General features: G+C 68.0%; 22 protein-coding genes. 16 read left to right on the top strand and 6 right to left on the bottom strand.

Going from position 1 to position 21,733, the window contains the following annotated elements; all coding sequences use genetic code 11:
• Positions 1-122: 122 nt before the first annotated feature.
• Positions 123-1,358: an ROK family protein gene (locus ACOZ38_RS26220; RefSeq protein WP_424533821.1), complete on the top strand. Its 1,236-nt coding sequence runs from the start codon at positions 123-125 to the stop codon at positions 1,356-1,358.
• 7 nt (positions 1,359-1,365) lie between these two features.
• Here the strand turns inward: ACOZ38_RS26220 and ACOZ38_RS26215 are convergent, their stop codons facing one another.
• Positions 1,366-2,088 (bottom strand): DUF2470 domain-containing protein, encoded by a 723-nt coding sequence (locus tag ACOZ38_RS26215; RefSeq protein ID WP_424533820.1) that lies wholly within the window; start codon positions 2,086-2,088, stop codon positions 1,366-1,368.
• An 88-nt stretch (positions 2,089-2,176) separates the two neighbouring features.
• Between ACOZ38_RS26215 and rpsD the strand changes: the two genes are divergently transcribed.
• Positions 2,177-2,791, top strand: a complete 615-nt coding sequence (gene rpsD, locus ACOZ38_RS26210; RefSeq protein WP_424533819.1) for a 30S ribosomal protein S4 — start codon at positions 2,177-2,179, stop codon at positions 2,789-2,791.
• Positions 2,792-2,801: 10 nt separating this feature from the next.
• Here rpsD and ACOZ38_RS26205 read toward each other — a convergent pair whose 3' ends face one another.
• From ACOZ38_RS26205 to ACOZ38_RS26190, 4 genes are all read right to left on the bottom strand, one after another.
• On the bottom strand, positions 2,802-3,599 hold the full coding sequence (locus ACOZ38_RS26205; RefSeq protein ID WP_424533818.1) for an ion transporter: 798 nt from the start codon (positions 3,597-3,599) through the stop codon (positions 2,802-2,804).
• A gap of 97 nt (positions 3,600-3,696) precedes the next feature.
• Positions 3,697-4,266 carry a nitroreductase/quinone reductase family protein gene (locus ACOZ38_RS26200; RefSeq protein WP_424533817.1) on the bottom strand — a complete coding sequence of 190 codons (570 nt, stop codon included), beginning with the start codon at positions 4,264-4,266 and terminating at the stop codon, positions 3,697-3,699.
• A gap of 30 nt (positions 4,267-4,296) precedes the next feature.
• Entirely contained in the window at positions 4,297-4,527 is a 231-nt protein-coding gene (locus ACOZ38_RS26195; RefSeq protein WP_424533816.1) for a hypothetical protein, read from the bottom strand.
• 48 nt (positions 4,528-4,575) lie between these two features.
• Positions 4,576-5,940, bottom strand: coding sequence for a S8 family serine peptidase (locus ACOZ38_RS26190; protein ID WP_424533815.1), 1,365 nt, complete (start codon positions 5,938-5,940; stop codon positions 4,576-4,578).
• Positions 5,941-6,148: 208 nt separating this feature from the next.
• Here ACOZ38_RS26190 and ACOZ38_RS26185 point away from each other — a divergent pair, with 208 nt between their 5' ends.
• Positions 6,149-8,194 carry a spermidine synthase gene (locus tag ACOZ38_RS26185; RefSeq protein WP_424533814.1) on the top strand — a complete coding sequence of 682 codons (2,046 nt, stop codon included), beginning with the start codon at positions 6,149-6,151 and terminating at the stop codon, positions 8,192-8,194.
• A gap of 707 nt (positions 8,195-8,901) precedes the next feature.
• Positions 8,902-10,284, top strand: a complete 1,383-nt coding sequence (locus ACOZ38_RS26180; protein WP_405150718.1) for a hypothetical protein — start codon at positions 8,902-8,904, stop codon at positions 10,282-10,284.
• Positions 10,285-10,286: 2 nt separating this feature from the next.
• Here the strand turns inward: ACOZ38_RS26180 and ACOZ38_RS26175 are convergent, their stop codons facing one another.
• A complete protein-coding gene (locus ACOZ38_RS26175) occupies positions 10,287-11,099 on the bottom strand; it encodes an SDR family NAD(P)-dependent oxidoreductase (protein WP_424533813.1) in 813 nt (270 codons plus the stop codon).
• 277 nt (positions 11,100-11,376) lie between these two features.
• On the opposite strand from ACOZ38_RS26175, the gene ACOZ38_RS26170 reads away from it, so the two are divergent.
• The 12 genes from ACOZ38_RS26170 (at position 11,377) to ACOZ38_RS26115 (ending at position 21,715) form a co-directional block, all read left to right on the top strand.
• On the top strand, positions 11,377-11,961 hold the full coding sequence (locus ACOZ38_RS26170) for an ATP-binding protein (protein WP_405150715.1): 585 nt from the start codon (positions 11,377-11,379) through the stop codon (positions 11,959-11,961).
• Positions 11,962-12,014: 53 nt separating this feature from the next.
• Positions 12,015-12,461, top strand: a complete 447-nt coding sequence (locus ACOZ38_RS26165; RefSeq protein ID WP_424533812.1) for a hypothetical protein — start codon at positions 12,015-12,017, stop codon at positions 12,459-12,461.
• Positions 12,462-12,781: 320 nt separating this feature from the next.
• A complete protein-coding gene (locus tag ACOZ38_RS26160; RefSeq protein WP_424533811.1) occupies positions 12,782-13,693 on the top strand; it encodes a thymidylate synthase in 912 nt (303 codons plus the stop codon).
• A gap of 5 nt (positions 13,694-13,698) precedes the next feature.
• The gene (locus tag ACOZ38_RS26155; protein ID WP_424533810.1) at positions 13,699-15,423 is read left to right on the top strand and encodes a carbamoyltransferase family protein; all 1,725 of its coding nucleotides are present in this window, start codon (positions 13,699-13,701) and stop codon (positions 15,421-15,423) included.
• Entirely contained in the window at positions 15,408-16,490 is a 1,083-nt protein-coding gene (locus ACOZ38_RS26150; protein ID WP_424533809.1) for a hypothetical protein, read from the top strand. Before ACOZ38_RS26155 ends, ACOZ38_RS26150 begins: the two co-directional genes overlap by 16 nt.
• A 111-nt stretch (positions 16,491-16,601) precedes the next feature.
• Positions 16,602-17,120 carry a topology modulation protein gene (locus ACOZ38_RS26145; RefSeq protein WP_424533808.1) on the top strand — a complete coding sequence of 173 codons (519 nt, stop codon included), beginning with the start codon at positions 16,602-16,604 and terminating at the stop codon, positions 17,118-17,120.
• A 34-nt stretch (positions 17,121-17,154) separates the two neighbouring features.
• Positions 17,155-17,997 carry a class I SAM-dependent methyltransferase gene (locus ACOZ38_RS26140; RefSeq protein ID WP_424533807.1) on the top strand — a complete coding sequence of 281 codons (843 nt, stop codon included), beginning with the start codon at positions 17,155-17,157 and terminating at the stop codon, positions 17,995-17,997.
• Entirely contained in the window at positions 17,994-18,764 is a 771-nt protein-coding gene (locus tag ACOZ38_RS26135; protein WP_424533806.1) for a phosphotransferase, read from the top strand. Before ACOZ38_RS26140 ends, ACOZ38_RS26135 begins: the two co-directional genes overlap by 4 nt.
• Complete coding sequence (locus ACOZ38_RS26130) at positions 18,761-19,414, top strand: histidine phosphatase family protein (protein WP_424533805.1); 654 nt, start codon at positions 18,761-18,763, stop codon at positions 19,412-19,414. The genes ACOZ38_RS26135 and ACOZ38_RS26130 overlap by 4 nt, the downstream gene beginning before the upstream one ends.
• Positions 19,411-20,253: a phosphotransferase family protein gene (locus ACOZ38_RS26125; RefSeq protein WP_424533804.1), complete on the top strand. Its 843-nt coding sequence runs from the start codon at positions 19,411-19,413 to the stop codon at positions 20,251-20,253. The genes ACOZ38_RS26130 and ACOZ38_RS26125 overlap by 4 nt, the downstream gene beginning before the upstream one ends.
• 30 nt (positions 20,254-20,283) lie before the next feature.
• A complete protein-coding gene (locus ACOZ38_RS26120) occupies positions 20,284-21,285 on the top strand; it encodes an NAD-dependent epimerase/dehydratase family protein (RefSeq protein ID WP_424533803.1) in 1,002 nt (333 codons plus the stop codon).
• Positions 21,286-21,451: 166 nt separating this feature from the next.
• A complete protein-coding gene (locus ACOZ38_RS26115; protein ID WP_424533802.1) occupies positions 21,452-21,715 on the top strand; it encodes a hypothetical protein in 264 nt (87 codons plus the stop codon).
• Positions 21,716-21,733: the final 18 nt, after the last annotated feature.

Below are 21,733 nucleotides of genomic sequence, written 5' to 3'. Positions count from 1 at the left end.
TACCAACTGAGGACAGATCGGACACTAGCTCGATCTTTGGTCGCGCACAACCGCAGTTTTGGCATTTGAGATGAGGAACTTAGGAACTTCAGATTACAAAAGAGGTGTGGTTGACTTAGCCGATGGGTCGACGATCAGCCTCCGCGCTCGCCAGCAGCGGCGAGGTGCTCCACCTCATACGCACCGGTGAGGCGGTCACGCGGGCGGACATCGGCAGGGTCACCGGGCTCTCGCGTCCCGCCGTCGCGCTGCGCGTGGCCGGGCTCCTCGAACACGGCCTGGTCGTGGAGGACACCGAGGGCCCCTCCACCGGCGGCCGTCCCCCCGCCAGGCTCGCCTTCAACGCGGCCGGCGGCGTGGTCCTCGTCGCCTCGCTGGGCGCCAGCCGCACGCAGATCGCCCTCTGCGACCTCGCGGGCTCCGAGCTGGCCCGCACCGACCTGGAGATCGACGTCGAGCGCGGCCCGGACGTGGTGCTGCCGCTGCTGATGGACGTCTGGGCCGACCTGCTCGGCGACCGGCCGATGTCGGTCGTGCGGGGCGCCGGCCTCGGCGTGCCCGCGACCGTCGAGTTCGCGGCGGGGCGCACCGAGAGCGCCCGCGTGATGGCGAGCTGGACCGGCGTGGTGATCCCGCCGCTCATCTCGGCGCGCTACCCGGTGCCCGTCTTCGTGGACAACGACGTGAACGTCATCGCCATGGGCGAGTACCACGAGGCGTACGCGCGGGAGGTCGCCGACCTGCTGTTCGTGAAGGTGTCGACCCGCATCGGCGCCGGGGTGATCGCGGGGGGCGAGATCCTGCGCGGGGCGCTCGGCGCGGCCGGGGAGATCGGCCACATCCCCGTGCGCGACGGCGGGGGAGTGCTGTGCCGGTGCGGCAACATCGACTGCGTCGACTCGGTGGCGAGCGGCACCGCGATCCTGCGCGACCTGCGGGCCAGGGGCCGGGAGGTCTTCTCGCTGTCGGACGTGGTCACGCTGGTGCGCGCGGGCGACGCCGAGACCATGACCGTCGTGCGCAGGGCCGGGCGGCTGCTCGGGGAGGTGATCGCGAGCGCGGTCAACCTGCTCAACCCCGCCGTGGTGGTCCTGGGCGGCGACGTCGCCGAGAACTTCCAGCCGCTGGTCTCCAGCGTGCGCGAGGTCGTCTACCGGCGCTCCACGGCGCTGTCCACCCGGAGCCTGCGCATCGAACGCAGCCGGCTCGGGGCCGGCGCGGGCATCACCGGCTGCGCGGTCATGGTGATCGACCACATCCTGGCCCCCGAGATGGTCGACGCCGCCATCGACGGCACGGGGCCGTTCGAGGCCGCGCAGCACCCGCGGCCGTCCCACCCGGTGGGCTCGGGCGGGTAGCGGCCGGTCAGTGGGCGCAGATCAGGCAGCTCAGGGCCTGCTCCAGGGCCTCGGGGCCGTCGACGGGTGAGGGCCAGGGCACCCGGATGAGCGTCGGGTCCTCGATGCCCGAGCGCACGGTCACCCCGTAGCGGTCGAGCTCCCACAGCCAGGCCTCGGGCGCGGGCTCGCCGAGCATGCGGTGGACGGCCCGCTGGAGCTGGTCGCGGTGGGACTCGTTCACGTGGCGCAGGATGCGCTCGGCCGCGTCGAGGAACGGGTCGGGCCCGGCGCCGAGGTAGTCCTCGGCGTCCAGCATCCCGGACTCCTGGCCCGTCAGGTAGATCACGTAGCCGACGTCGACGCGGAACAGGCGCGGGCCGTCGGGGTCTCCTTCGACGGCGGCGAACAGCGCCTCGTCCGGGCACCGTCCCGCCACGGTCACCGCCGCGTCCCTGGCCTCCTCCGGGGGCACGGCCTGCGCCCACCCGTGCACCTTGAGCAGGCCGCGAGGGTGCTCCACCCCGCCGAGGACGCGGGTGGCCGCGAGGTCCACGGTGACCACCACGTCGTCTGCGGCGGGGATCGCCTGGAGCGGCTCGCCCGGCTTGACCAGCAGGAGCGGCCGGCCGGCGGCGTCGACCCCACCCCTGGCGGCGTGCGCCGAGCCGTCCAGCGAGACGTGGGTCGGCGCGGAGGCCGTGGCGAGGCTCCGGATACGTTCGGAGATGGGGGGGACCGTCACGTGCATGGCGTGGGCTCCTTGCTGGTTCGCGTCGCACGGCAATTTAAGGTTAGGCTTCCCTTACTTAGGCATACCTAATCACAGCGAGGTCATCGTGCGCTACACCGGACCCAAGGTGCGCCTGTCCAGGCGGGCAGGCCTTCCACTCACCAGAAAGGCCGTGCGCTACTTCGAGCAGCGGCCCTACCCGCCGGGCGAACACGGCCGCAAGACCAACCGCCGCGCGGCGGGCGACTACAGCCTGCGGCGGATGGAGAAGCAGAAGCTGCGCTGGTACTACGACGTCTCCGAGAAGCAGATGAGGAGGTACTGGGGCCTCGCGCTGCGCCGGCCCGGACGATCGGGCGCCGAGCTGGTCTCGCTGCTGGAGAGCCGCCTCGCCTCGCTGGTGCTCCGCTCCGGGCTCGCCCCGTCCATCTACGCCGCCCGCCAGTACGTCAACCACGGCCACATCACCGTGGACGGGCGCAAGGTCGACATCCCCAGCTATCTCGTACGGCCCGGCCAGACCGTCGCCGTGCGGCCCAAGTCACGGTCGGCTCAGCCGTTCGTGGCGGCGGCCGAGGGCACCTACGCCGACGAGATCACCGCGCCCTACCTGGACGTGGACCTCGGCGAGCTGACCTTCACGCTGCTCAGCAGGCCCGAGCGCCAGCAGGTGCCCGTCCTGGTGGACGAGCAGCTCGTCGTCGAGCACTACTCCCGCTGAGCCGGCCGCGTCAGCGCATGGAGGAGGCGCCCTCGGGCGTCGGCATGGCCTCGCGCAGCGCCGCGATCTCGGCGCGCAGCGCGGCCAGCTCGGCGGCGACGGAGCCGCCGGAGTCGCCGGGCCCGCGTTCCCGCTGGTGCTCCTCCTCCATCGCGCTCACGACGACGGCGATGAACAGGTTCAGCACGACGAACGTGCAGATCAGCACGAATATCACGAAGAACACCCACGCCGACGGGTGGTGCTCCATGACGTCCCTGTTGATGTCCGACCAGCCGTCGCCGGTCATCGTCTGGAACAGCGTGAACAGCGAGGTCGGCAGGTCGCCGAAGTAGTCGGGGGAGGCCGTCCCGTACAGCTTGGTGGCCATCACCGAGGCCACGTAGAGCACGAGGGCCAGCAGCAGGGCGATCGAGGCCATGCCGGGAACCGCAGTGAGCAGCGCCGACACCACCCGGCGCAGGCTGGGCACGACCGAGATCAGCCGCAGCGCCCGCAGGATGCGCAGGGCTCGCAGCACCGACAGCCCGCCCGCCGTCGGCATGAGCGAGACGGCCACGATGACGGTGTCGAAGAGGTTCCACGGGTCCCGCACGAAGCGCGCCCGGTAGACGTACATCTTCGCCAGCAGTTCCGCGACGAACACGTAAAGCGCGGCGCGGTCGACCACGTGGAGCACGGTGCCGTACGACGCGAGCGCCGAGGGCGAGGTCTCCACGCCCAGGGTGGCCGCGTTGACCACGATGACGGCGATGATCGCGCGCTGGAACCACTGCGATTCGAGGGCCTGCCGAACACGATCACGCATGGGGATGAGCACTCCTGAATCGGAAGATCGGAATGCGCAAGATCCTAGAGTCTGTACGGGTGTGTCGCAGGCCGCTCGCGCGTCCCCGCGTACGTCCCTAGGGCGTGCCCGTGCGCGGTGAGAGGCGGAAGACGCGGAGCTCGCGACCGGAGCGCTCGGTGTAGCCGTCGTACACCGGCCAATGGCGGGTGAGGTCCTGCCACGCCCGCTCGCGGTCGGCGCCGGCGAGCAGGTGGCCGGTGACCGGGATCACGCGCCCGCGGAAGGTCACCATGGCCCGAGGGTTCTTGATGAGGTTGCCGCTCCAGGCGGGGTGGCGCTCCTTGCCGAAGTTGCTCCCGGCCACCAGGAACGCGCCGTCCTCCTCGGGCAGGCAGGCGAGCGGGGACCGGCGGGGCTCGCCGCTCTTGCTGCCGGTCGTGGTCAGCAGCAGGTGGGGGACCATCTGGTCGCCCATGAGGACGCGCCCGCCGCTGACCCGGTTGAGGAACCGGTCGACGGGCGGCACGATCTTGGGTCCCACCAGCGAGAAGCCCCGGGTGGTCGCGAGCCACTGGAAGAACGGGCGGAGCGCGACGCTGACGCGGCGGACGACCCCGCCGCTGGACGGCTGCTGCTGCACCATGGCGACCTCGTGTCCGGCTCCGGCCCTCGTCGGCCCGGCCAAGGCTAGCCCCTAGCAAGCGCTAGGTCAAAGTCAGTTGGACGGCCCGTAGGGTTCGATCGGGGGGTCGGAGAAGGGGCCGCCCGCCGCCGGGGTGACGCGGTCGCCGGCGGCCTCGGTGACGCGCACCGCGTAGAGGCCCTGCTCGGGGACGAGCGGCACCAGGCCGAAGGCGGTGTCCACCTCGTCCTCGCTCAGGCCCAGCTGACGCATGGCCTGTTCCAGAGTCGCGTCCCGCGGGAGCTGTACCGTGACCAGCACCATGCCCCCCACGGTACGCGCCCCCCACGCCTCCCGTGCGCGCGGGCCTTCTCACACCGGAATTCTCATGGCTCGTCGTTCGAGCACCCTGAGGATCGCCCGGGTGTCGGCGATGCCGTACCCGTAGTCGTAGTCGAAGCCCACGTCGCTGCGGTCGTCGGCCGTGCGGTGGAGCAGCGTGCGGAGCTGGGCGGGCGGAAGCTGGGAGGCGGGCCAGCGGGTGCGGATCGCGGCGACGAGCCCGGCCGCCACCGGGCAGGCCGCCGAGGTGCCGGAGTCCGGCTGGTCGTCGCCGAAGGCCTTCGACCCGGAGAAGTGCGTGTAGGCGCAGATGTCGGGCTTGCGGTCGCTCAGCCGCCCCGGCCCCTGCGAGGAGTAGCCCACCCGCTCGCCGTTGGTGTCGACCCCGCCGATGGACAGGGCCTGCGGGTGGGAGTTGGCGCCCACGATGGGACGGCCCGAGTAGCCGCACCGGCGGTCCTTGCACTCGGACCCGCAGTTGCCGGCCGCGAACAGGATGTCGGCCCCGGCCTGCTCCAGGCTGCCGACGATGATGTTGAAGGGATGGGCCGCGTTGTCGGAGTAGTTCCCCGGCTGCCCGGGGGCGAGGTCCCACTCGGGAGAGAACGACCCCCAGCTGTTGCTGATGACCAGCGCCCTGCTCGCGGCGGGCTGCGCCTCGAGGACGGTGCGCAGGTGGGCGAACGCCGCCACCGCGTCGGAGAGCAGGCCGTCGATGGCCGTGCCCCCCTGCCGCCTGGACAGCAGGACCGGGATATCGATGAGAGAGGCTCCCGGTGCGGCGATCTGCGTGTCGAAGGCGCACATCGTGCCGTGGTCGACGGCGAACGACCCGGCCTTGCCGGTGACGCCGCCGGGGTTCCAGCTACGGTCGGCGTCGATCGTGATCTCCCTGCCCAGCCGGCGGGTGACGTGGTCGGCGTTGATGCCGGTGTCGCACACCGCGAGCGCCACGCCCGTGCCGTCGTACCCCTCGGCGCGGAGCCGCGTCACGTCGAGCAGGCGGGCGACGTCCTGCCAGGTGCCGACGGGAGGGGTGCCGCCGCAGGTGAGGCTGGTCTCGATGACGGGGTCGGCGTAGATGCCCACCACGTCCCGATGGCGGCCGGGCAGCAGGGCCAGGCGCGCGGAGCTCACGTCGTCGGAGATCTCGCCCCTCACCAGGACCGAGGCCTCCCCGGGCGCCATGGAGAAGACCAGCGGCTGGTGCAGCGACAGCGGGTCGCCCCCGAGAGTGGCGGGCTGGGCACGGGGGAGCGCGACCGGGGTGAACGAGTGGTCGAGCGCGACCCCGGGAAGCCCGTCGGTGACGTCGGCGGTCGTCGCGGCGAGGTGGGGGGCGGCGACGGCGGCCACGACGTCGGGAGAGGGACGGAGCTGGATCAGGACCCGCATGAGGACACCACCCTGAGATCGCGAAGACCGGACGCCACAACGTTCCAGCATCCGGCCGCACCGCGTCTACCAGCAGAAATGTCGTGCCATCGTGCAATACACCACGAAGGCCTGCGAAGCATCGTGGGAAATTTCCGGGCCTCCCTCGCCTCGATGTGGTCGCGCGTAAGGCTTCCGCCGGGCGCGGCGGTTGGCTACGTTGAGACGCATGATCGCCGAGGTAGACATGCCGTCTCGTCCCGAATCCGGTACAGGAGGAGACCACTGGCTCGCGGTGCGGCCGAGGCTGGTGCTCGCCAGTGCGTTCATGCTCTTCCTGGAGCTGGCGCTGATTCGCTGGACCGGCTCCAACATCGTGCACCTCAGCTACTTCACGAACTTCGTGCTGCTGGGGTCCTTCCTGGGCATCGGGCTGGGGTTCCTCCGGGTCGGGCGCACCACCAGGCAGCCGTACTACTCGCCGGTCGTCCTCGCCGGGCTGGTGCTGATCGTCCTGTTCTTCCCTGTGACGGTGAACCGCGAGACCGAGGGCGTCCTCTACTTCACCAGCCTGTCCACGAGCGGGCCGCCCGCCTGGGCGATCCTGCCGGTCGTGTTCGCGGCGGCGGCGCTGGTGCTGATGGGCCCCGCGGAGCTGGTCGGCAGGTGCTTCCCCCAGCTTCCCCGGCTGGAGGCCTACCGCTACGACCTCGTCGGCAGCCTCACCGGCATCGCGATGTTCTCGCTGCTGTCGTTCGCGGGCGCGCCGCCCGTCGCCTGGGGACTGATCGCGGCCATCGCTTACGGGGCGCTGCTCCAGCCCCGCTCCCTGACCCGCTACGTCGGGCTGGTCGTCGTGCCCTCGCTGGTGATCGTCGGCGCCCTCACCGTTGAGACGCTCACCCCGGGCACGCTGTGGTCCCCGTACTACAAGGTGACCTACGAGCGCACCGACTTCAGCGGTGTCCCCATCATGAACATCGCGGTCAACGGCATCCCGCACCAGCAGGCGATCCCCGCGGCCAACCGCCTGCAGTGGGAGCGCCAGTACGCCCTGCCGTACGAGCGGGCGGCGGCGGCGAGCCTCGACGACGTGCTGATCGTGGGCGCCGGCAGCGGCACCGACGTCGCCATCGCGCTGTCCAAGGGCGCCAAGCACGTGGACGCGGTGGAGATCGACCCCAAGCTCAGGGAGCTCGGCGGCACCTACCACCCCGACCAGCCCTACAGCGACCCGCGCGTCACCACCCACATCACCGACGGCCGGGCCTTCCTGGAGCGCACCGGGAACAAGTACGACCTCATCCTGTTCGCCCTGCCCGACTCGCTCACCCTGGTCTCCGGGGCCAGCTCGCTCCGCCTGGAGAGCTACCTGTTCACCCAGGAGGCCATGCGCGCCGCGCGCGACCACCTCAAGCCGGGCGGCGCGTTCTCGATGTACAACTACTACCGCGAGCAGTGGCTGGTCGACCGGCTCGCCTCCACCGCGCAGGCCGCCTTCGGCCACAAGCCGTGCGTGGACGAGGTCGGCTCCGGGCAGCAGGCCGTGATCACCGCGGGGGTCACCCCCGACGCGCAGCACTGCGTCAGCGAGTGGGCGGGCGCCAAGGCCGACACCCCGCCCCCGGCGGTGGACGACCGCCCGTTCCTCTACCTCCACGGGCGCGACATCCCGTCCATCTACCTCATCGCGCTCGGGCTGATCCTGCTGGTGAGCGTGGTCGCGGTCCGCGCGGTCGCCGGGCCGTTCCGCCGCATGCGCCCCTACGCCGACCTGTTCCTGCTCGGCGTCTCGTTCCTGCTGCTGGAGACCAAGAACGTCACCGGGTTCGCGCTGCTGTTCGGCACGACGTGGGTGGTCAACGCCATCGTGTTCGCCGGGGTGCTCGTGGCGGTGCTGGCCGCGGTGGAGGTGACCCGGCGCTTCCGCACGCCGCCGCTGCCGGTCATGTACGCCATCCTGCTCGGCGGCCTGGTGGTCGCCGCCCTGGTGCCCAACTCCTGGCTGCTCGGCCTGCCCCTGCCGCTGCGGGCCCTGGTCGCGGTGGTGGTCGCGTTCATGCCGATCTTCGCGGCCAACGTGGTCTTCGCCAAGCGCTTCGCCGACACCGCCGACGCGACCGTCGCCTTCGGCGCCAACCTCCTCGGCGCCATCCTCGGCGGCTGCCTCGAATACCTCGCCCTCGTCATCGGCTACGAGGGCCTCCTGGTGGTAGCCGGCCTCCTCTACCTAGGCGCCTTCGCCCTCCTCCCCCGCCCCGCGAGAGCCCTGTAGGAAAGGGTGTCCGTTTGAGAAATCGGAGCGTGCCTCGAGGAAGCCCGTGGCTTTCGCCGGCGTGCGTTCAGCGAACCGTCGGGTCAGCAGCCGTGTTCGTGGTGCTCGCCCACGGTCTGGTACGGCTCATTGATGTAGATGCAGTTCCCACGGTTGTAGTAGGCGTTCGCCGAGGAGGCCCAGGCGCCCTCGATGGCGGCGCCGAGGATGCACGACGTGCTAGGCGTAGTGGTTGCCGGCGTGGTCGTCGAACTCGACGTTGACGGTGGTCGCGGTGGAGGTCACCACTGGGGTCGTGTAGCGGGCCGTGATCGAGGCGACCGCCGCGTCGACCGCTCCGGGGTCGGGCGCCGCCTGCGCGGGCGAGCCGAAGAGGGAGCTCCGGCCCCGCGTGGTTGCGCGGCGGGACGACGCTGGTGCTGCGGCGGGTCCGGATGGAGCTGGATACCTGGGATGCCGCCGACCGGGTCGGCCGGGAGAAGCTGGGCGTCAAGCATCTGCGGCACATGCAGTGAGGGCCGAGGAGGTCTTCGTAAGACGAGTGATTCTGCGGGGCAGGACATACCCGCGCCGAGCACGGCGGCCCGTCCTTGATCAGCATTGCCGACTGTTTTAGAAGTGGGTGTCCGGTTGTACGAGGGGTTGTATTGGCCCTGCCCCGGGCCTGAATACTGGGTGAACGCCACTTAGGCAGGCATCATCAACTCATGGGCGGTGACAGGGTGCTTCTCGGGGGCAACGCAACGCTGGCTGCGATCCTCTCCGAGGCAGGGTGTTCCCATGGCGCACTCGCGCGTCGGGTGAACGAGCTGGCGAGCCGTCAAGGCGTGATCACGCGCTATGACAAGGCATCTGTCACCCGTTGGCTACAAGGTATGCACCCCCGGGGGCACGCCCCGGAATTTATCGCCGCTGCGCTGGCCGAACGGCTCGGGCGGGCGCTCAGCCCCTCAGACATCGGATTCCTGGCAGAGCCTCAGCGTCCTGTGGTGGCCCGCTCGCTGGCTTATGTTGAAGAGGTGGGTGAAACACTGCACATGCTCGCTGAACTCGGCTCCACCGATGTTTCTCGTCGCGCGCTCCTCGGTAGCGTGCCCTTCGTCGCCACCGCCTTGATGGACCCTCAGCGCCGCTGGCTGCTTTGGCTGCTTGAGGATGAGCAGGCCACCCACCTGGCCGCCGTCACGAGCGGTGGGCCCGCTGAGCGGGTCTACGCGATGATCGCAATGTTCGACGAGATGGACAATCGCTTCGGTGGCGGACACGTGCGCAGCAGTGTCGTGCACTACCTCAGCACCGAGGTCGTCCCGATGCTGCAGCGGTCAGGAACACCTGGGCGTCAGCGTGGTCAGTTGTTCACCGCGGCAGCGAAGCTGGCCGCCATGGCCGGCTGGAGTTCGTATGACTCGGCGGAGTACGGGCTGGCCGAGCGATACATGGTCCAAGCGTTACGGCTCTGCGCGGAAGGCGGGGACCGTGTGCTAGGTGGACAGATTCTGGCTGGTCTGTCCCATTTGGCCACCGGTCTTGGCCGTCCCGACGAGGGAATCGCCCTCGCTCGCAGCGGGCTGGTCACCGCCAAGAACGCTGGAAGCCCTCTGGGCCTGATGCGGCTGCACATCATGGCCGCCCGCGGGCACGCCGCGCTCAACCACTCGTTGAAGGCCGCCGCCTCGTTGAAGGCCGCCGAGGCTGCCCTCGATGCGAGCAGCGGACCCGAGAATGAGTCGCCCTGGGTCCGCTATCTTGACCACCACTATCTCGATGCCGAAGCCGCCCACTGCTTCCGTGACCTGGGCGACGCCCGCCGCGCCGAACACCTAGCCGACGATTCGGTACGCGCCAACGCTGACCGGAGGCGACGCCAGGCCATCAGCCAATCCGTCCTGGCCACCGCGCATCTGCAACAGCGGCGCCTGGAGGAGGCCATCGACGCGGCCACCACCGCCTTGAACTTGCTTGGCACCGTCAAGTCCGAACGCTCCGTGCAGGCACTGCGTGACTTCCGCATGCGGCTGGAGCCGCACGGCGCGGAACCGCTGGTACGTCGATTCGAGCGGCAGGCCCAGCCCGTGCTGGGCGCGGCCTGAGGTCAGTACCCGTCCGGGGTCGGCGCGTTCTGTGCCCGATCCACGGGAATGTTCGCCCCAGAAATGCCATTCGCCGAATCGGAGAGCAGGAAGGCGATCACTGCCGCGACCTCCGCGGGATCCACCAACTGTCCGAAGGGGAACTCTCGTGTGAATGCGGCGAATCCTTCAGGGTCTTCGCTCCGCATCCGATCCCACCGCTTGCCCGGGATGAGCATGGAGCCTGGAGAGACGGCGTTGACCCGGATCCCGTCGGCTCCAAGCTCCCTCGCCAGGGAGGTGGCCAGGTGGATCTGTGCGGCTTTGGCCGTTCCGTACTGGGCCTGAGGTCCGGGTTTCCAGCCCGAGATCGATGAGACGATCACGACGGCTCCGCCGCCCGCCGCGCGGAGATGGGAAGCGGCGGCCGAGATGAGCCGCGCCGCGTGCCCGACATTCAGCTCCCACGTCGTCGCCCAATCCTCAGCTGTCGCTGAGCCGAGCGCCCCGCCCTTCGCCCCGCCGGCGCACGCAACGACACCGTCCAATCCGCCGAAGTGGACCGCCGCCTCGATGACGAACTCCTCCAGCATGTCGGACGCGGTTACATCGAGTGCCTTGGTGTAGAGCGCGCTTCTACCCTGATTACCCAGGGAGTTCGCCAGCTGACGGAGGCGTTCCTCGTTGCGAGCGCACGTCGCCACCGAACAGCCTTCAGCCACCAAACGCCGCACGACCTGTTCGCCCAGCCCACGAGATCCGCCAGTGACGACAACACGTCGTCCGGTCAGCCCGAAACCACCCCTGCGATTCGGGTCGGCGCGATCGTCATTCACGACGTGCTCCTCTCTGTGTGTACATTCTAACGATCTTGTTGGGTGACTCCTGGTGAGTGCGTAATCACGGGAATTCCGCGGATGGATCGGCTGGAAATGGCTGCTCCAGCGCTTCATACCACCGTCGTACACCCCGGCGTGCTCGCGAACACCCGCCATGCGTCCTTCCGCGTCGCCCAGCCGGGCGGTTTCCTTGGGACGGCACCCAACCGCTTCGAACGGTGATGGCTGCTGACTCACAGTGCCAAGCCACCTGCCTCAGGAAGGAATCGCCCTCATGGCCTTCGACGGCACCTCCCGACCCCTTCCGCCCGCAGCGCTCTTGTTGCGGGAAGAACCGCAGGCAGGGCGGCGTAGCCAGGGCGGGCTGACTGAGGACGCAGCCAGAAGCGTCACCGTCAGCGCGGCGTCTCCGGCTCTCACCGCTCGCGCTCAGCTGGAGATGGCCACTGATCCGCTTGCGCCGAAGAAGGCGCGTGACTTCACAGCCGAGACTCTGCGCACGTGGGGAGAGCACAATCTCGTCGAGGATGCCACGCTCGTCGTCAGCGAACTCGCCACCAACGCTTTCCGTCACGGACATCGGCGGTTGGAGGAACTCGCCGATGCCGCGCGTAGGGACATCGAGAAGATCACGCTGATCCTGGAACTGTGGCCGGACGCAGTGGGAGTCCGCCTCCAGGACAGTTCCCCAGTAGTACCTGCGCCCCGGGTCGCTCTTGACGACCAGGAAGACGGGCGCGGCCTGCGGATCGTCTCGGCCGTGGCCTCGTCATGGACCGTTTCTCCCGTTGCCGCAGACGGAAAGCAGATCACCGCCTTCCTGCGTCGCGACGGCCGCACTCTGCCGCATGACCTGTGACCTCCCCTGATTTCTCCTAAACCGATAGTCCCCAATGGAGGAGGACCGCGACTGTGATCGCCCCCTCTGCTCACCAGACGATGACAACCGGCAACCTCACGCTGCTCTTCACCGGGCAATCGCCTGGTACGCCGAGTTGGGGCTTGATGCACATCGGCGACCTGAGGCCCTCGACGGCTCCTCGCATCACGGTGGAAGAGCTCGACGCAAACCCGGCTCATCCTCGAGAGGTCAAGCGGCACGTCGAGCAGGTGATGGTTGCGCTCGAATCGTTCGCCTCAGCGCTGGCGGCGACACCGGGTCGCGCCTCGTGGCTGCATATCCACCAAGTGCCGGTGCGACGCTCGGTCGCCCAGGTGGTGCGCAAGCTACTCGCCCTCTCGGCATGGACACCGTTTGCAAAGGCTTCTGGCCCGATCACCGTCGCGCCTCAACAGGCGCGTGACGATCTCCTCCACCTGTGGCATCGAAGCGATACTGCTGGACGTGCCCGTGCTTGAGCTACAACTGTCCGGCGAACGAACCCTGGGCCTGGCCGAACTCGGGGCGACGCACGCATGCACGGACGCTGCCGATATCGCCGCCGGTTGTCCCGCCTGGCTGAGTTCGCTCATCTGGTGCTCGTCTCAGACGAGGCGAAGCACACGGTATGCCGCTGGGGAGGTGCGACCGCCGCTGCCGTCGCAAAGCTCGCGTTCGGTCTGTCGAGCTGAGCATCGCCTTGCATTGCCGACAACGATGCCCGTGACTGCTGCCCAGCCGGCGACGGGCCAGGAAGGAACCCCTGATGACGACCTTGACGGGCGACAGCGTCGCCGAGTTGTTCACCGGCGCGGTGGCACTGACCATGAACGGCGGGCAGATCGTCAGTCCCCGTGGCATGGCCACGCGAGAAGTCCTGAATGTGAACATCCGGCTCACCCGACCACGGGCCCGGTTTCTTCTCCCTTCGACAGCCCGCATCCTCAACCCGGCTTTCGCCATCGCCGAGACCGTGTGGATCCTGTCCGGCTCCAATGATCCTTGGATCTTCGACTTCAACGACCGCCTCCGCCAGTACGCCGACGATGGAGTCCTACGCGGCGCCTACGGACCGCGGATGCGCCGCTGGGGCGAAGGTATCGACCAGTTGGCACGGGTCATCGACATCCTGAAAGCCGATCCGGACTCTCGTCGCGCGCTCATCCAGTTGTACGACCCGGCGCAGGACGCTGCCGGGCATCGGGACGTGCCGTGCACCCTGGGCTTCTGCTTCCACCTGCGGAAAGGGCGGCTGCACATGTCCACCACCATGCGCGGTCAGGATGTGTGGGTCGGACTCCCATACGACCTGTTCTTCACCACCACCCTGCACGAGCTGATGGCCGGATGGCTGGACGTGGAGCTCGGCGACTACCACCATCACGTCGGCTCCCTCCACCTTTACGAGCGGGACGTTGAACGGGCCGCCGCTCTGGAGACGGTGCCCGCGTGCCCAGAGCTCCCTGTGCTGGAGACGCCGTGGAAAGGCTTCGACGTCCTGCTCGAAGGGGTTCAGGCAGGCAAGCCGACCGGCCATCCTGGCTGGGACAGCGCGGCCGAGGTGCTACGCAGCTACCGGCTCTGGAAGAGCGGCGATCGCACCGACGCCCAGAACGCCGCCGACCAGATCACGGGACCGCTGGGGAAGGCGCTGCGCGCATGGTATGAGGAGCTCCGGTCACGGGCGAAGACGACGGCCCGGGCCCGGTGAGCCTGATGACGACATCCGCTCTCTCGGCAGTGCTGGGCCTGTGCTCCTTCACGCACGACTCCTCCGCGGCTCTCTTGATCGACGGCGAACTGATCGGGTTCGTCGAGGAAGAACGCCTATCGCAGACCAAGCACACCAAGGACTACCCTCGCCACGCCGTCCAGTGGCTCCTGGCGGAGGCAGGCATCACCGCAGCGGATGTGACTACGGTCGCCTACAACTTCCACGGCCCCAGCTACCTGGCAGCCTTCCCTGACACGATCCGCCTACTGCGCTCGGCCGACAACCGAAGGCGAGTGTTGCCCCGTGTGGCCGGGTTCACCAAAGTTGGCCTGCGCACCGTACAGAGGGCTCGCGTACTGGGCCGTCGATTCCCGCGAGCGCGAGTGTGGCCGGTTCCACATCACCGGACCCACCAGATGTACGCGTTCGCGGCCTCCGGCTGGGACTCCGCCGCCGTACTTGTGGTGGACAGCCTGGGCGAAACGCAGACCACCACGATCGCTGCCGCCCGCCAGTGCGCTCCCGGCCAGCCCCGGCTCCATACGCTGCACGCCATAAACGACCCTGCTTCGCTCGGCTATGTCTACGGCGCCGTCACCGAACATCTGGGCTGGCGGCGCGGCGATGAGGAAGGCACCGTCATGGCCCTGGCCGCCCTGGGCGATCCGGGCCGCTTCCGTGACCTGTTCACCCGTGCCATCCGTCTGTCGCCGAACGGGTTCACCCTGGATCCCGCGTTCTTTCCCATCAGAGTGCTGTCCTCCGGCTATCCGCGCCTGTCGCCTCGCTTCCTCGCAGAAACCTGCCCGTCCCGTCATCCGCAGGCCCCCATCGGCGAAGTCCACCGCGATCTGGCCGCCGCTCTGCAAGAGCGCACCGACGCGGTCATCCTGCATCTGGCGAGCTCTGCCCAGACTTTGACCAAGTCACGCCGCCTGTGCGTTGGCGGGGGAGTGGCGACCAACTGTGTCAGCATCGGCCGGATCATCGACGCTGGGATCTTCGAGGAGGTCTTCGTGCCCCCGGCACCGGGAGACGCGGGGACCGCCATCGGTGCCGCCGCGGCAGCCCACCTCGACGAGGGGGGCCGACCGCTGTCCGGCATTGCCGGAGCATGCTATCTGGGGCCGTGCTTCCCCGATCCGGAACTCGACCTGACGCCGTGGTCCGATCTCACGGTGCACCACGTGTCCGAGGATCTGGCGGAACACCTGGCCGAGCAGCTCGCGCGTGGCCGCATCGTCGGACTGTTTCAAGGAAGGATCGAAGCTGGCCCCCGCGCGCTGGGGAATCGGTCCATCCTCGCCTCCCCGCTGAATGATGGCGTGGTCTATCGGCTAAACGCCACCGTGAAATTTCGCGAGCCGTTTCGGCCGTTCGCGCCAATGGTTCTCGCCGACCGTGCGGCCGATTACTTCACCCTCGGCCAGGATGCCCCGTTCATGTCGATGGCCTCCGGCGTCACCGATCTCGCCCGCGCGCAGATCCCGGCGGTCGTCCACGCCAACGAAACCGCCCGCCTTCAAACCGTCACCAAAGATCAGAACCCCTTCATGTACGCGGTGCTGGAGGCGTTCGCCCGCCGAACCGGCGTGCCGGTTCTGATCAACACGTCGCTCAACGTCAAGGGGAAGCCGATCTGCGGAACTCCCCAGATGGCTCTGGACTGTCTGGCCTCCTCCGGGCTGGACGCGTTGCTGATCGAGGGAAAGTGGGTGACGAAGTGATCATTGGATACAGCTTCTGGGGATTTCTCGGCCCCGGCGTCATCGACACCCCCGACGGGGGGCGTAGCCACCGCCGTCCACTGGTCGACGCGCTGATCGCACAGGGACACCAACTGATATTCCTCCAGGCCGACCGGGACCTGCGGGAAGCCGGTGACGACCTCCAGGGCAACTACACCTTCGATCCCACGTTTCCCACCATCGACCTGCTGTTCCTTGAATGGCGATGGGATATCCCGGGCCGCAACACCACGCCCTGCGATGCCCCGGGCCACACCTGTGACCTTCACCGGCAGCGCGACCTTCTGAACCACTACACCATCCTGCTCCGCACCCCGACGGTGATCTGGGACAAAGACCGGCAGCTTCCCGCCGACAGCCCCTGGCGTCGTCGGCCAGGGGTGATCGTGTGCGAGGCAGCCCTCTCACCCACTCCGGCAGCGCGCGGCCTACTGTTCCCGCTCGATGACACGCTGCTGGACAGTGCCGACCCGCGCATACTGGCCGCTTGCCCGCGTCCGATCACCCTCGGCTACGTCGGCAACCAGTATGACCGGGACGAGGAGTTCGACGCGTATCTCGCGCCCGCCGCCGCCCGCTACCCGCATCAGGTCGGCGGGAAATGGCCCGACACCGGCCGCTGGCCTCACGTCACCTTCCTCGGCCGCGTCCCTTTCCCCCGTGTGCATGAGCTGTATGGTGGCGCGCTGGCCACCGTGCTGCTCCTGCCTCAGCGATATGCGGCGGCCGGACAGATGACCCAGCGCATCTTCGAGGCGGTTCTGGCCGGATGCCTACCGCTCGCACCTGCCGACATCAGGCACGTCGAACGCTTCGTGCCTCCCTTGTTGATCGTGCGAAACGGAGCGGATGTCATCGGCAAACTGGCACACCTACGCGCCATCACCGGTAGTCACGAGCACGTCCAGCTGATCGCTGAGTGCCTGCGCTACCTGGAACTGTTTCGACTGAGCACTCAGATCGAGGCTCTGCACGCGGTGCTGACCGAGCTCACCACATCCCCTGTCCCGTTGAAGCCGGTCAGTTCTGAGAGGGGACCATGTTGATCCCTTCACTGTGCTTGCCCAAACAGGCTGGACATGGCGGCTCCGTCGTATGGGAACGAGTCCACGGCTACGCGCGGCTGCGGGCTGTCACCCCGACTATCGTGGAGCACCATGCGAATGCAGAAGGTCGCCATCGTCGGCTGTGGAGGCAGCGGCAAATCCCATCTTGCCCGCGAATTGGGCAAGGTGTTGGACGCGCCTGTGACCCACCTGGACGCCGTCTACTACGACGACGAGTGGAACCCGCTGCCACAGGAGAAGTTCGAGGCACTCCAACGCGATCTGGTGTCCGGCCAGCGTTGGGTGATCGACGGCAACTACAACTCCACGCTTCAGGTGCGGCTGGAGACATGCGACACCGTGATTTTGATGGACGTGCCGACCTGGGCGGCGCTGTGGGGGATCTTCTCCCGGCAGCTCAGGCACGGCCATGGCCAGAACAAGAGCGATGGGGTGTACAACCGCATCGACTGGGGCGTGTTGCGCTACGTGGCGACCTACCGGCGCAAGATGCGGCCCCGTGTGCTGGCCAAGATCCGGGAGTTCGGCGGGCACGCCGAGGTGGTCCTGCTGACCAGCCGGAGTCGCACCCGCCGCTGGCTGGAGCAGGTCACCGCCCGCCAGTTGTAGCTCGCTCCACCGCCCGCTTCCGGAGGCGGATCCGGTGACTGTCTCCAGCAATCCGTTCCTTGACGCGATGGAACAACGGGAGCTGTACGGGCACGCCTCACGGCTGGCCGCCCGTACGTCGGCCCTGCACCGAGCGAAGACACGTGGCCGACCGGTCGCCGAGGTCATCGCCGTCCTGGCCGCCGCGCATCTGACTGTCGGTAGACCGGCGTTGGTTGCTGACATCGGATGTGGGCGCGGGACCAGCAGCCGCGTCCTGGCACAGCGCCTGCATCCGCATCGACTCGTCGGCATCGACGCTTCCGCGGCGATGCTCAAAGATGCCCGCAGTCGTTTCGGCACTACGGAGAGCGCGCTGTCGTTCGTCCAAGCCGACTTCCACCAGCTTCCCCTACCGACCGGTGTATGCACCGTGGCCGTCGCCGCGTTCTGCCTCTATCACGCGATCCGGCCGAACGTGGTCATCGCGGAGATCGCTAGAGTGCTGGCTCCTGGCGGAGTCGTCATCCTGGTCACCAAATCCGCTGACAGCTACCACGAGCTGGACGCTCTTGTCGCCGCCGCCGGACTCGACCCGCATGCTCCACAGCGAGAAAGCCTGTACGCGGCGGCGCACAGCGCCAATCTGGCCCATCTGACCGAACCGGTCCTGCGCATCGAACACCTGGAACACGAAGAGCACGGCTTCACCTTCACTGACCTGGGCCATGTCGCCGAATACCTTGCCACCAGCCCGAAGTACCATGTCCCGGCCGAGCTGCAAGGAGATCCATCTGCCATCGCCACCGCGCTGCGCACTCGGCTGCCAGAGCGGCCGGTCAGCGCCACCTCGCTGATCACCTATCTGCTGGCGCGGCGACCGGGAGACGAGCGATGAACACCCGCGTGTTCGTCAAGGCCTATGACACCCCGGAGGAACGCGCGCAGGCCGTACGACATCACGCTTGGCTGGCCGCACACGCCCGTCCGCTGCGGCAGCCCGCCATCGAAACGGTAGGAGCGACATCCATCGGCTTCGCCTACGTCGATGGTCGGCATCCTCGTGTCGAAGACCTGCCGATGCTTGCTGTCCTTTTGGGGGACACACATGGAGCCGCCTGGGTAAGCGATCTGTACCAGGCGCGACTCGACGTGTCCCATCGCATGACATCGGGGCACACGATGGCCGACTTCATCACTGTCCGCCTTGCAGCGCTCGATGCGCGACGCCGTACTCGTCATCTGGCCAGTGATGAGGACCTGGCCGTCGCGAACCGACTCCTGCTCACCAGCGCCGTCGGACCCGTGGCGTTCTACAAGGACACCAATCCGCGAAACATCCTCATCACCGGACGAGGAATCCCGGTCGCCGTCGATGTCGATGACCTCACACTCGCCCCGTTCGGCTACGACCTCGCCAAGCTCATCGTCACCCTGGCCATGACATACGGCCCACTCCCTCCGGCAGCCATTCGGCATTCACTTATCGCTTACAACCGGGCAGCCGCCAGACACAACGCCCGGTTGGGCGGCACCAACATGGCCCAACTCCTCGACCACGTCGAGTTGCACCGCATCTTCACCGCCCCTTACCTGGGACGCGGCGGTTATCGGCACGTGTGGCCGCAGGAGCGTTCCGCGATGGAGCCGGAAGGATCCGCGTGATCGTCACAGAACTCGTCTTCACCCGGCATGGACAGGCCCAGTGCAACATCGACGGCCTGGTCGGCGGCCCACGAACCTGTACCGGCCTGACCGACCTAGGACGCCGCCAGGCAACCTCGACCGCGCAGCGCCTCGCCGTAGAGCACACGGATGCTCCTTTCGCCGCGCTCTACACGGGAACCCGGCTCCGGCTCCAGCAGACTGGAGAGATTTACGCCGCCACGCTGGACCTACCCTTGATCACAGAGCCCGGTCTGGACGGGCCGATTCATGGCGACGCCGACGGTCAGCCCTGGCACGATGTGAAGACTGCGTTCGGTGGAGGCCCCCAGGTCCACCCCGATCGGCCATGGGCCACGGGATCCGATACCTGGAATGGTTACCTGCTGCGCGCCGGAGTGTTTCTGACCACCCTGATCGAACGTCACGACGGGGAGCGTGTCCTGTTCGCTGCTCACGGCGAAACCGTGCTCGCGGCGCACACTCTCCTGTTTGGGCTTCCAAACGGGAACGAGGCCGGCTTCACCGTCGATCACGGTTCCTTGACGCGCTGGCAACTCCACTTGAACCGGCTGGGCCGTCGCCGCTGGATGCTGGACCGCCACAACGACATCGCCCACCTGGGCGCGACCGCCATCCCGGCCGCATGATGATCACAGTTGAGGATCCGCGCCTCACCTTCGCCCGCCGAACCCTCGGTTCGGTCAGCGTCACGTCTATGCCTGGGTTGCCGGCGCACCTGCTGACGCTCACCGACGTCCGCGACGTTCTCTACGTCGTCAAACGGCACGGCGACGCCGGACGCTTCCAGCGGGAGGCACGCGCCTACGCTACCTGGGTTCCTCAGCTGGGCGACCTCGCTCCGCAGATGCTCGCCGCAGACCCGGCTTCCTGCTCCCTCCTGCTGACCTTGCTCCCTGGCAGGAGCGCCGCCGAACTACCACTCGGCTCGCCTGCAGAGCAGCATGCCCATCACGCCGCCGGGGCCACGCTTCGCATCTTCCACCAGATCGCACCAGCGGAATTCGGAGACGACATAGCTGCTCGTCTGGCCGGACGCATCCGCTGGTGGGCCGAGCGTGCGCACGTCGCTAACCTAATCAGCGCAGCCGAGCGGCACACTCTGCTTGGCCGCGCTGACGACCTCGCCGTCGTCGTGGTGGAAGGTGCGATCTGTCACCTGGACTACCAGCCCAGAAACTGGCTCATCGGCCCGGATGGGATGGTGCGCGTGCTCGACTTCGAACACGCGCGGCTCGATGCCCGAATCCGGGACTTCGCCCGGCTGGAACACCGCCAGTGGAGGCTGAGCCCTCACCTCCGCCGGGAATTCTTCGACGGCTACGGTCAGCCGCCTGACGAGGCGGAGCAGGATCTTCTGGCTCGGTTTGGCGTCATCGAAGCGCTCACCGCACTGGTCCGCGGGCATGAGCGCGGTGATCCGGGGCTCATCGCGCATGGTCGGAATTTGATCAACCAGTTCTTCTAAACACGCCCTCGATACAGCAGGAGATCATCTATGCCCGAGGCCCTGTCACCTCGTTCCGGCGCTCGCCCCGGCATACCGTTCCGAGCCGTTGTCACCGGCGCGGCCGGGTTCATCGGTTCCCACTTGGCGCTGGCTCTGCTCCAGCGCGGCGTGACCGTGATCGGGGTGGACCGCCGCGACGCCGAAGCCGACCAAGCCGCCTGCGCGAACCTTGCCGTTTTGCAACACCAGCCCGGGTTCATCTCGATCACCGCAGATATGCTCACCTGCGCCGTCGAACCCCTCTTGCTCGACGCGGATGCCGTGTTCCACCTCGCCGGCATTCCCGGCGTCCGGCCCTCCTGGGGTCCGCAGTTCGGCGACTATGTCGCCTCCAACATCCTCGCCACCCAGCGAATAATGACAGCCGCCACCCGGCTCCGCGTCCCGCGGCTCGTCGTCGCGTCCTCCTCCAGCATCTACGGAGCCACCGACGGTACTCCGAGCAAGGAGAGCGACCACCCTCGACCCGCCTCGCCGTACGCTGTCACCAAACTCGCCGAAGAGCAGCTATGCCTGGCGCACGCAGCCCGCCCCGACTGCGCCACCACCGTCGTGGCCTTGCGCTACTTCACCGTCTTCGGCCCGCGCCAGCGCGAGGACATGTTCATCCACCGCGTCCTGGCCGCAGCCACGGACGGACGAGCCGTTCGAGTCTTCGGCGATGGTAGACAGCGCCGTGACTTCACCTATGTCGCCGACGCCGTCGCCGCGACCATCGCCGCTGGGACGGCTCCCATGGGCAGCAGCGTGATCAACGTGGGTGCGGGCATCAGCGCTTCGTTGAACGATGTCATCGACATCGCTCGCCAGATCACTGGAGAGCCGGTGGCGGTCACGGCCGCTACCACTCGCAACGGGGACGTTCCGGCGACTCGCGCTGACGCCACCACCGCCCGGCGCGTGCTGGGCTGGCGGGCCAGCGTTGATCTAGCCGCAGGTATGGCTGCGCAACTGGATTGGCTCACCTCCCATCAGCACGTCGCCGTCTGACAACCCGTGACCAGACCCTCGCAGGGAGACCTCGTGGCGAGCTTCGAGAAAAGCCCGGCTGGAAGCCTTCTTCCAGCGCGTTGTCGAGCACTTCAACGACCCCGAGCCGACGTCCTCTTTGATCATCACTCACCTGCTCCCTGAGCGCCCAGCATTCCTGCACGCCATGGCTGGCCTTACCCGCCTCGCGGCTGTTTTCCCCAAACCTCGGTCCATCGTCGAAACGTGCGCCGCCGAGGCCCCCGCCAAAGCCGAGCCCGAGCACTCGCACTTCGATTTCCGCTTCGTCTTTCGCGCCATCGACCGGCGGGAGATCGGCGTCACCCTGCAGTGGGAGGAAGTCCGTGGCTATCGCTGGCTTGCGCTCAGCGACGTCTCCTCTCCCAGTGTCGCGGCGAAACTGACGCTGCTCCTGTCCGATGGTTTATAGATCGTCCCAGCTATCCAG

This window comes from Sphaerisporangium viridialbum (assembly GCF_049674955.1).
Classification (GTDB): Bacteria; Actinomycetota; Actinomycetes; order Streptosporangiales; family Streptosporangiaceae; genus Sphaerisporangium; species Sphaerisporangium viridialbum.
The sequence above is the reverse complement of the archived record's forward strand: the minus strand, read 5'-3'. Positions and strand labels throughout refer to the sequence as shown.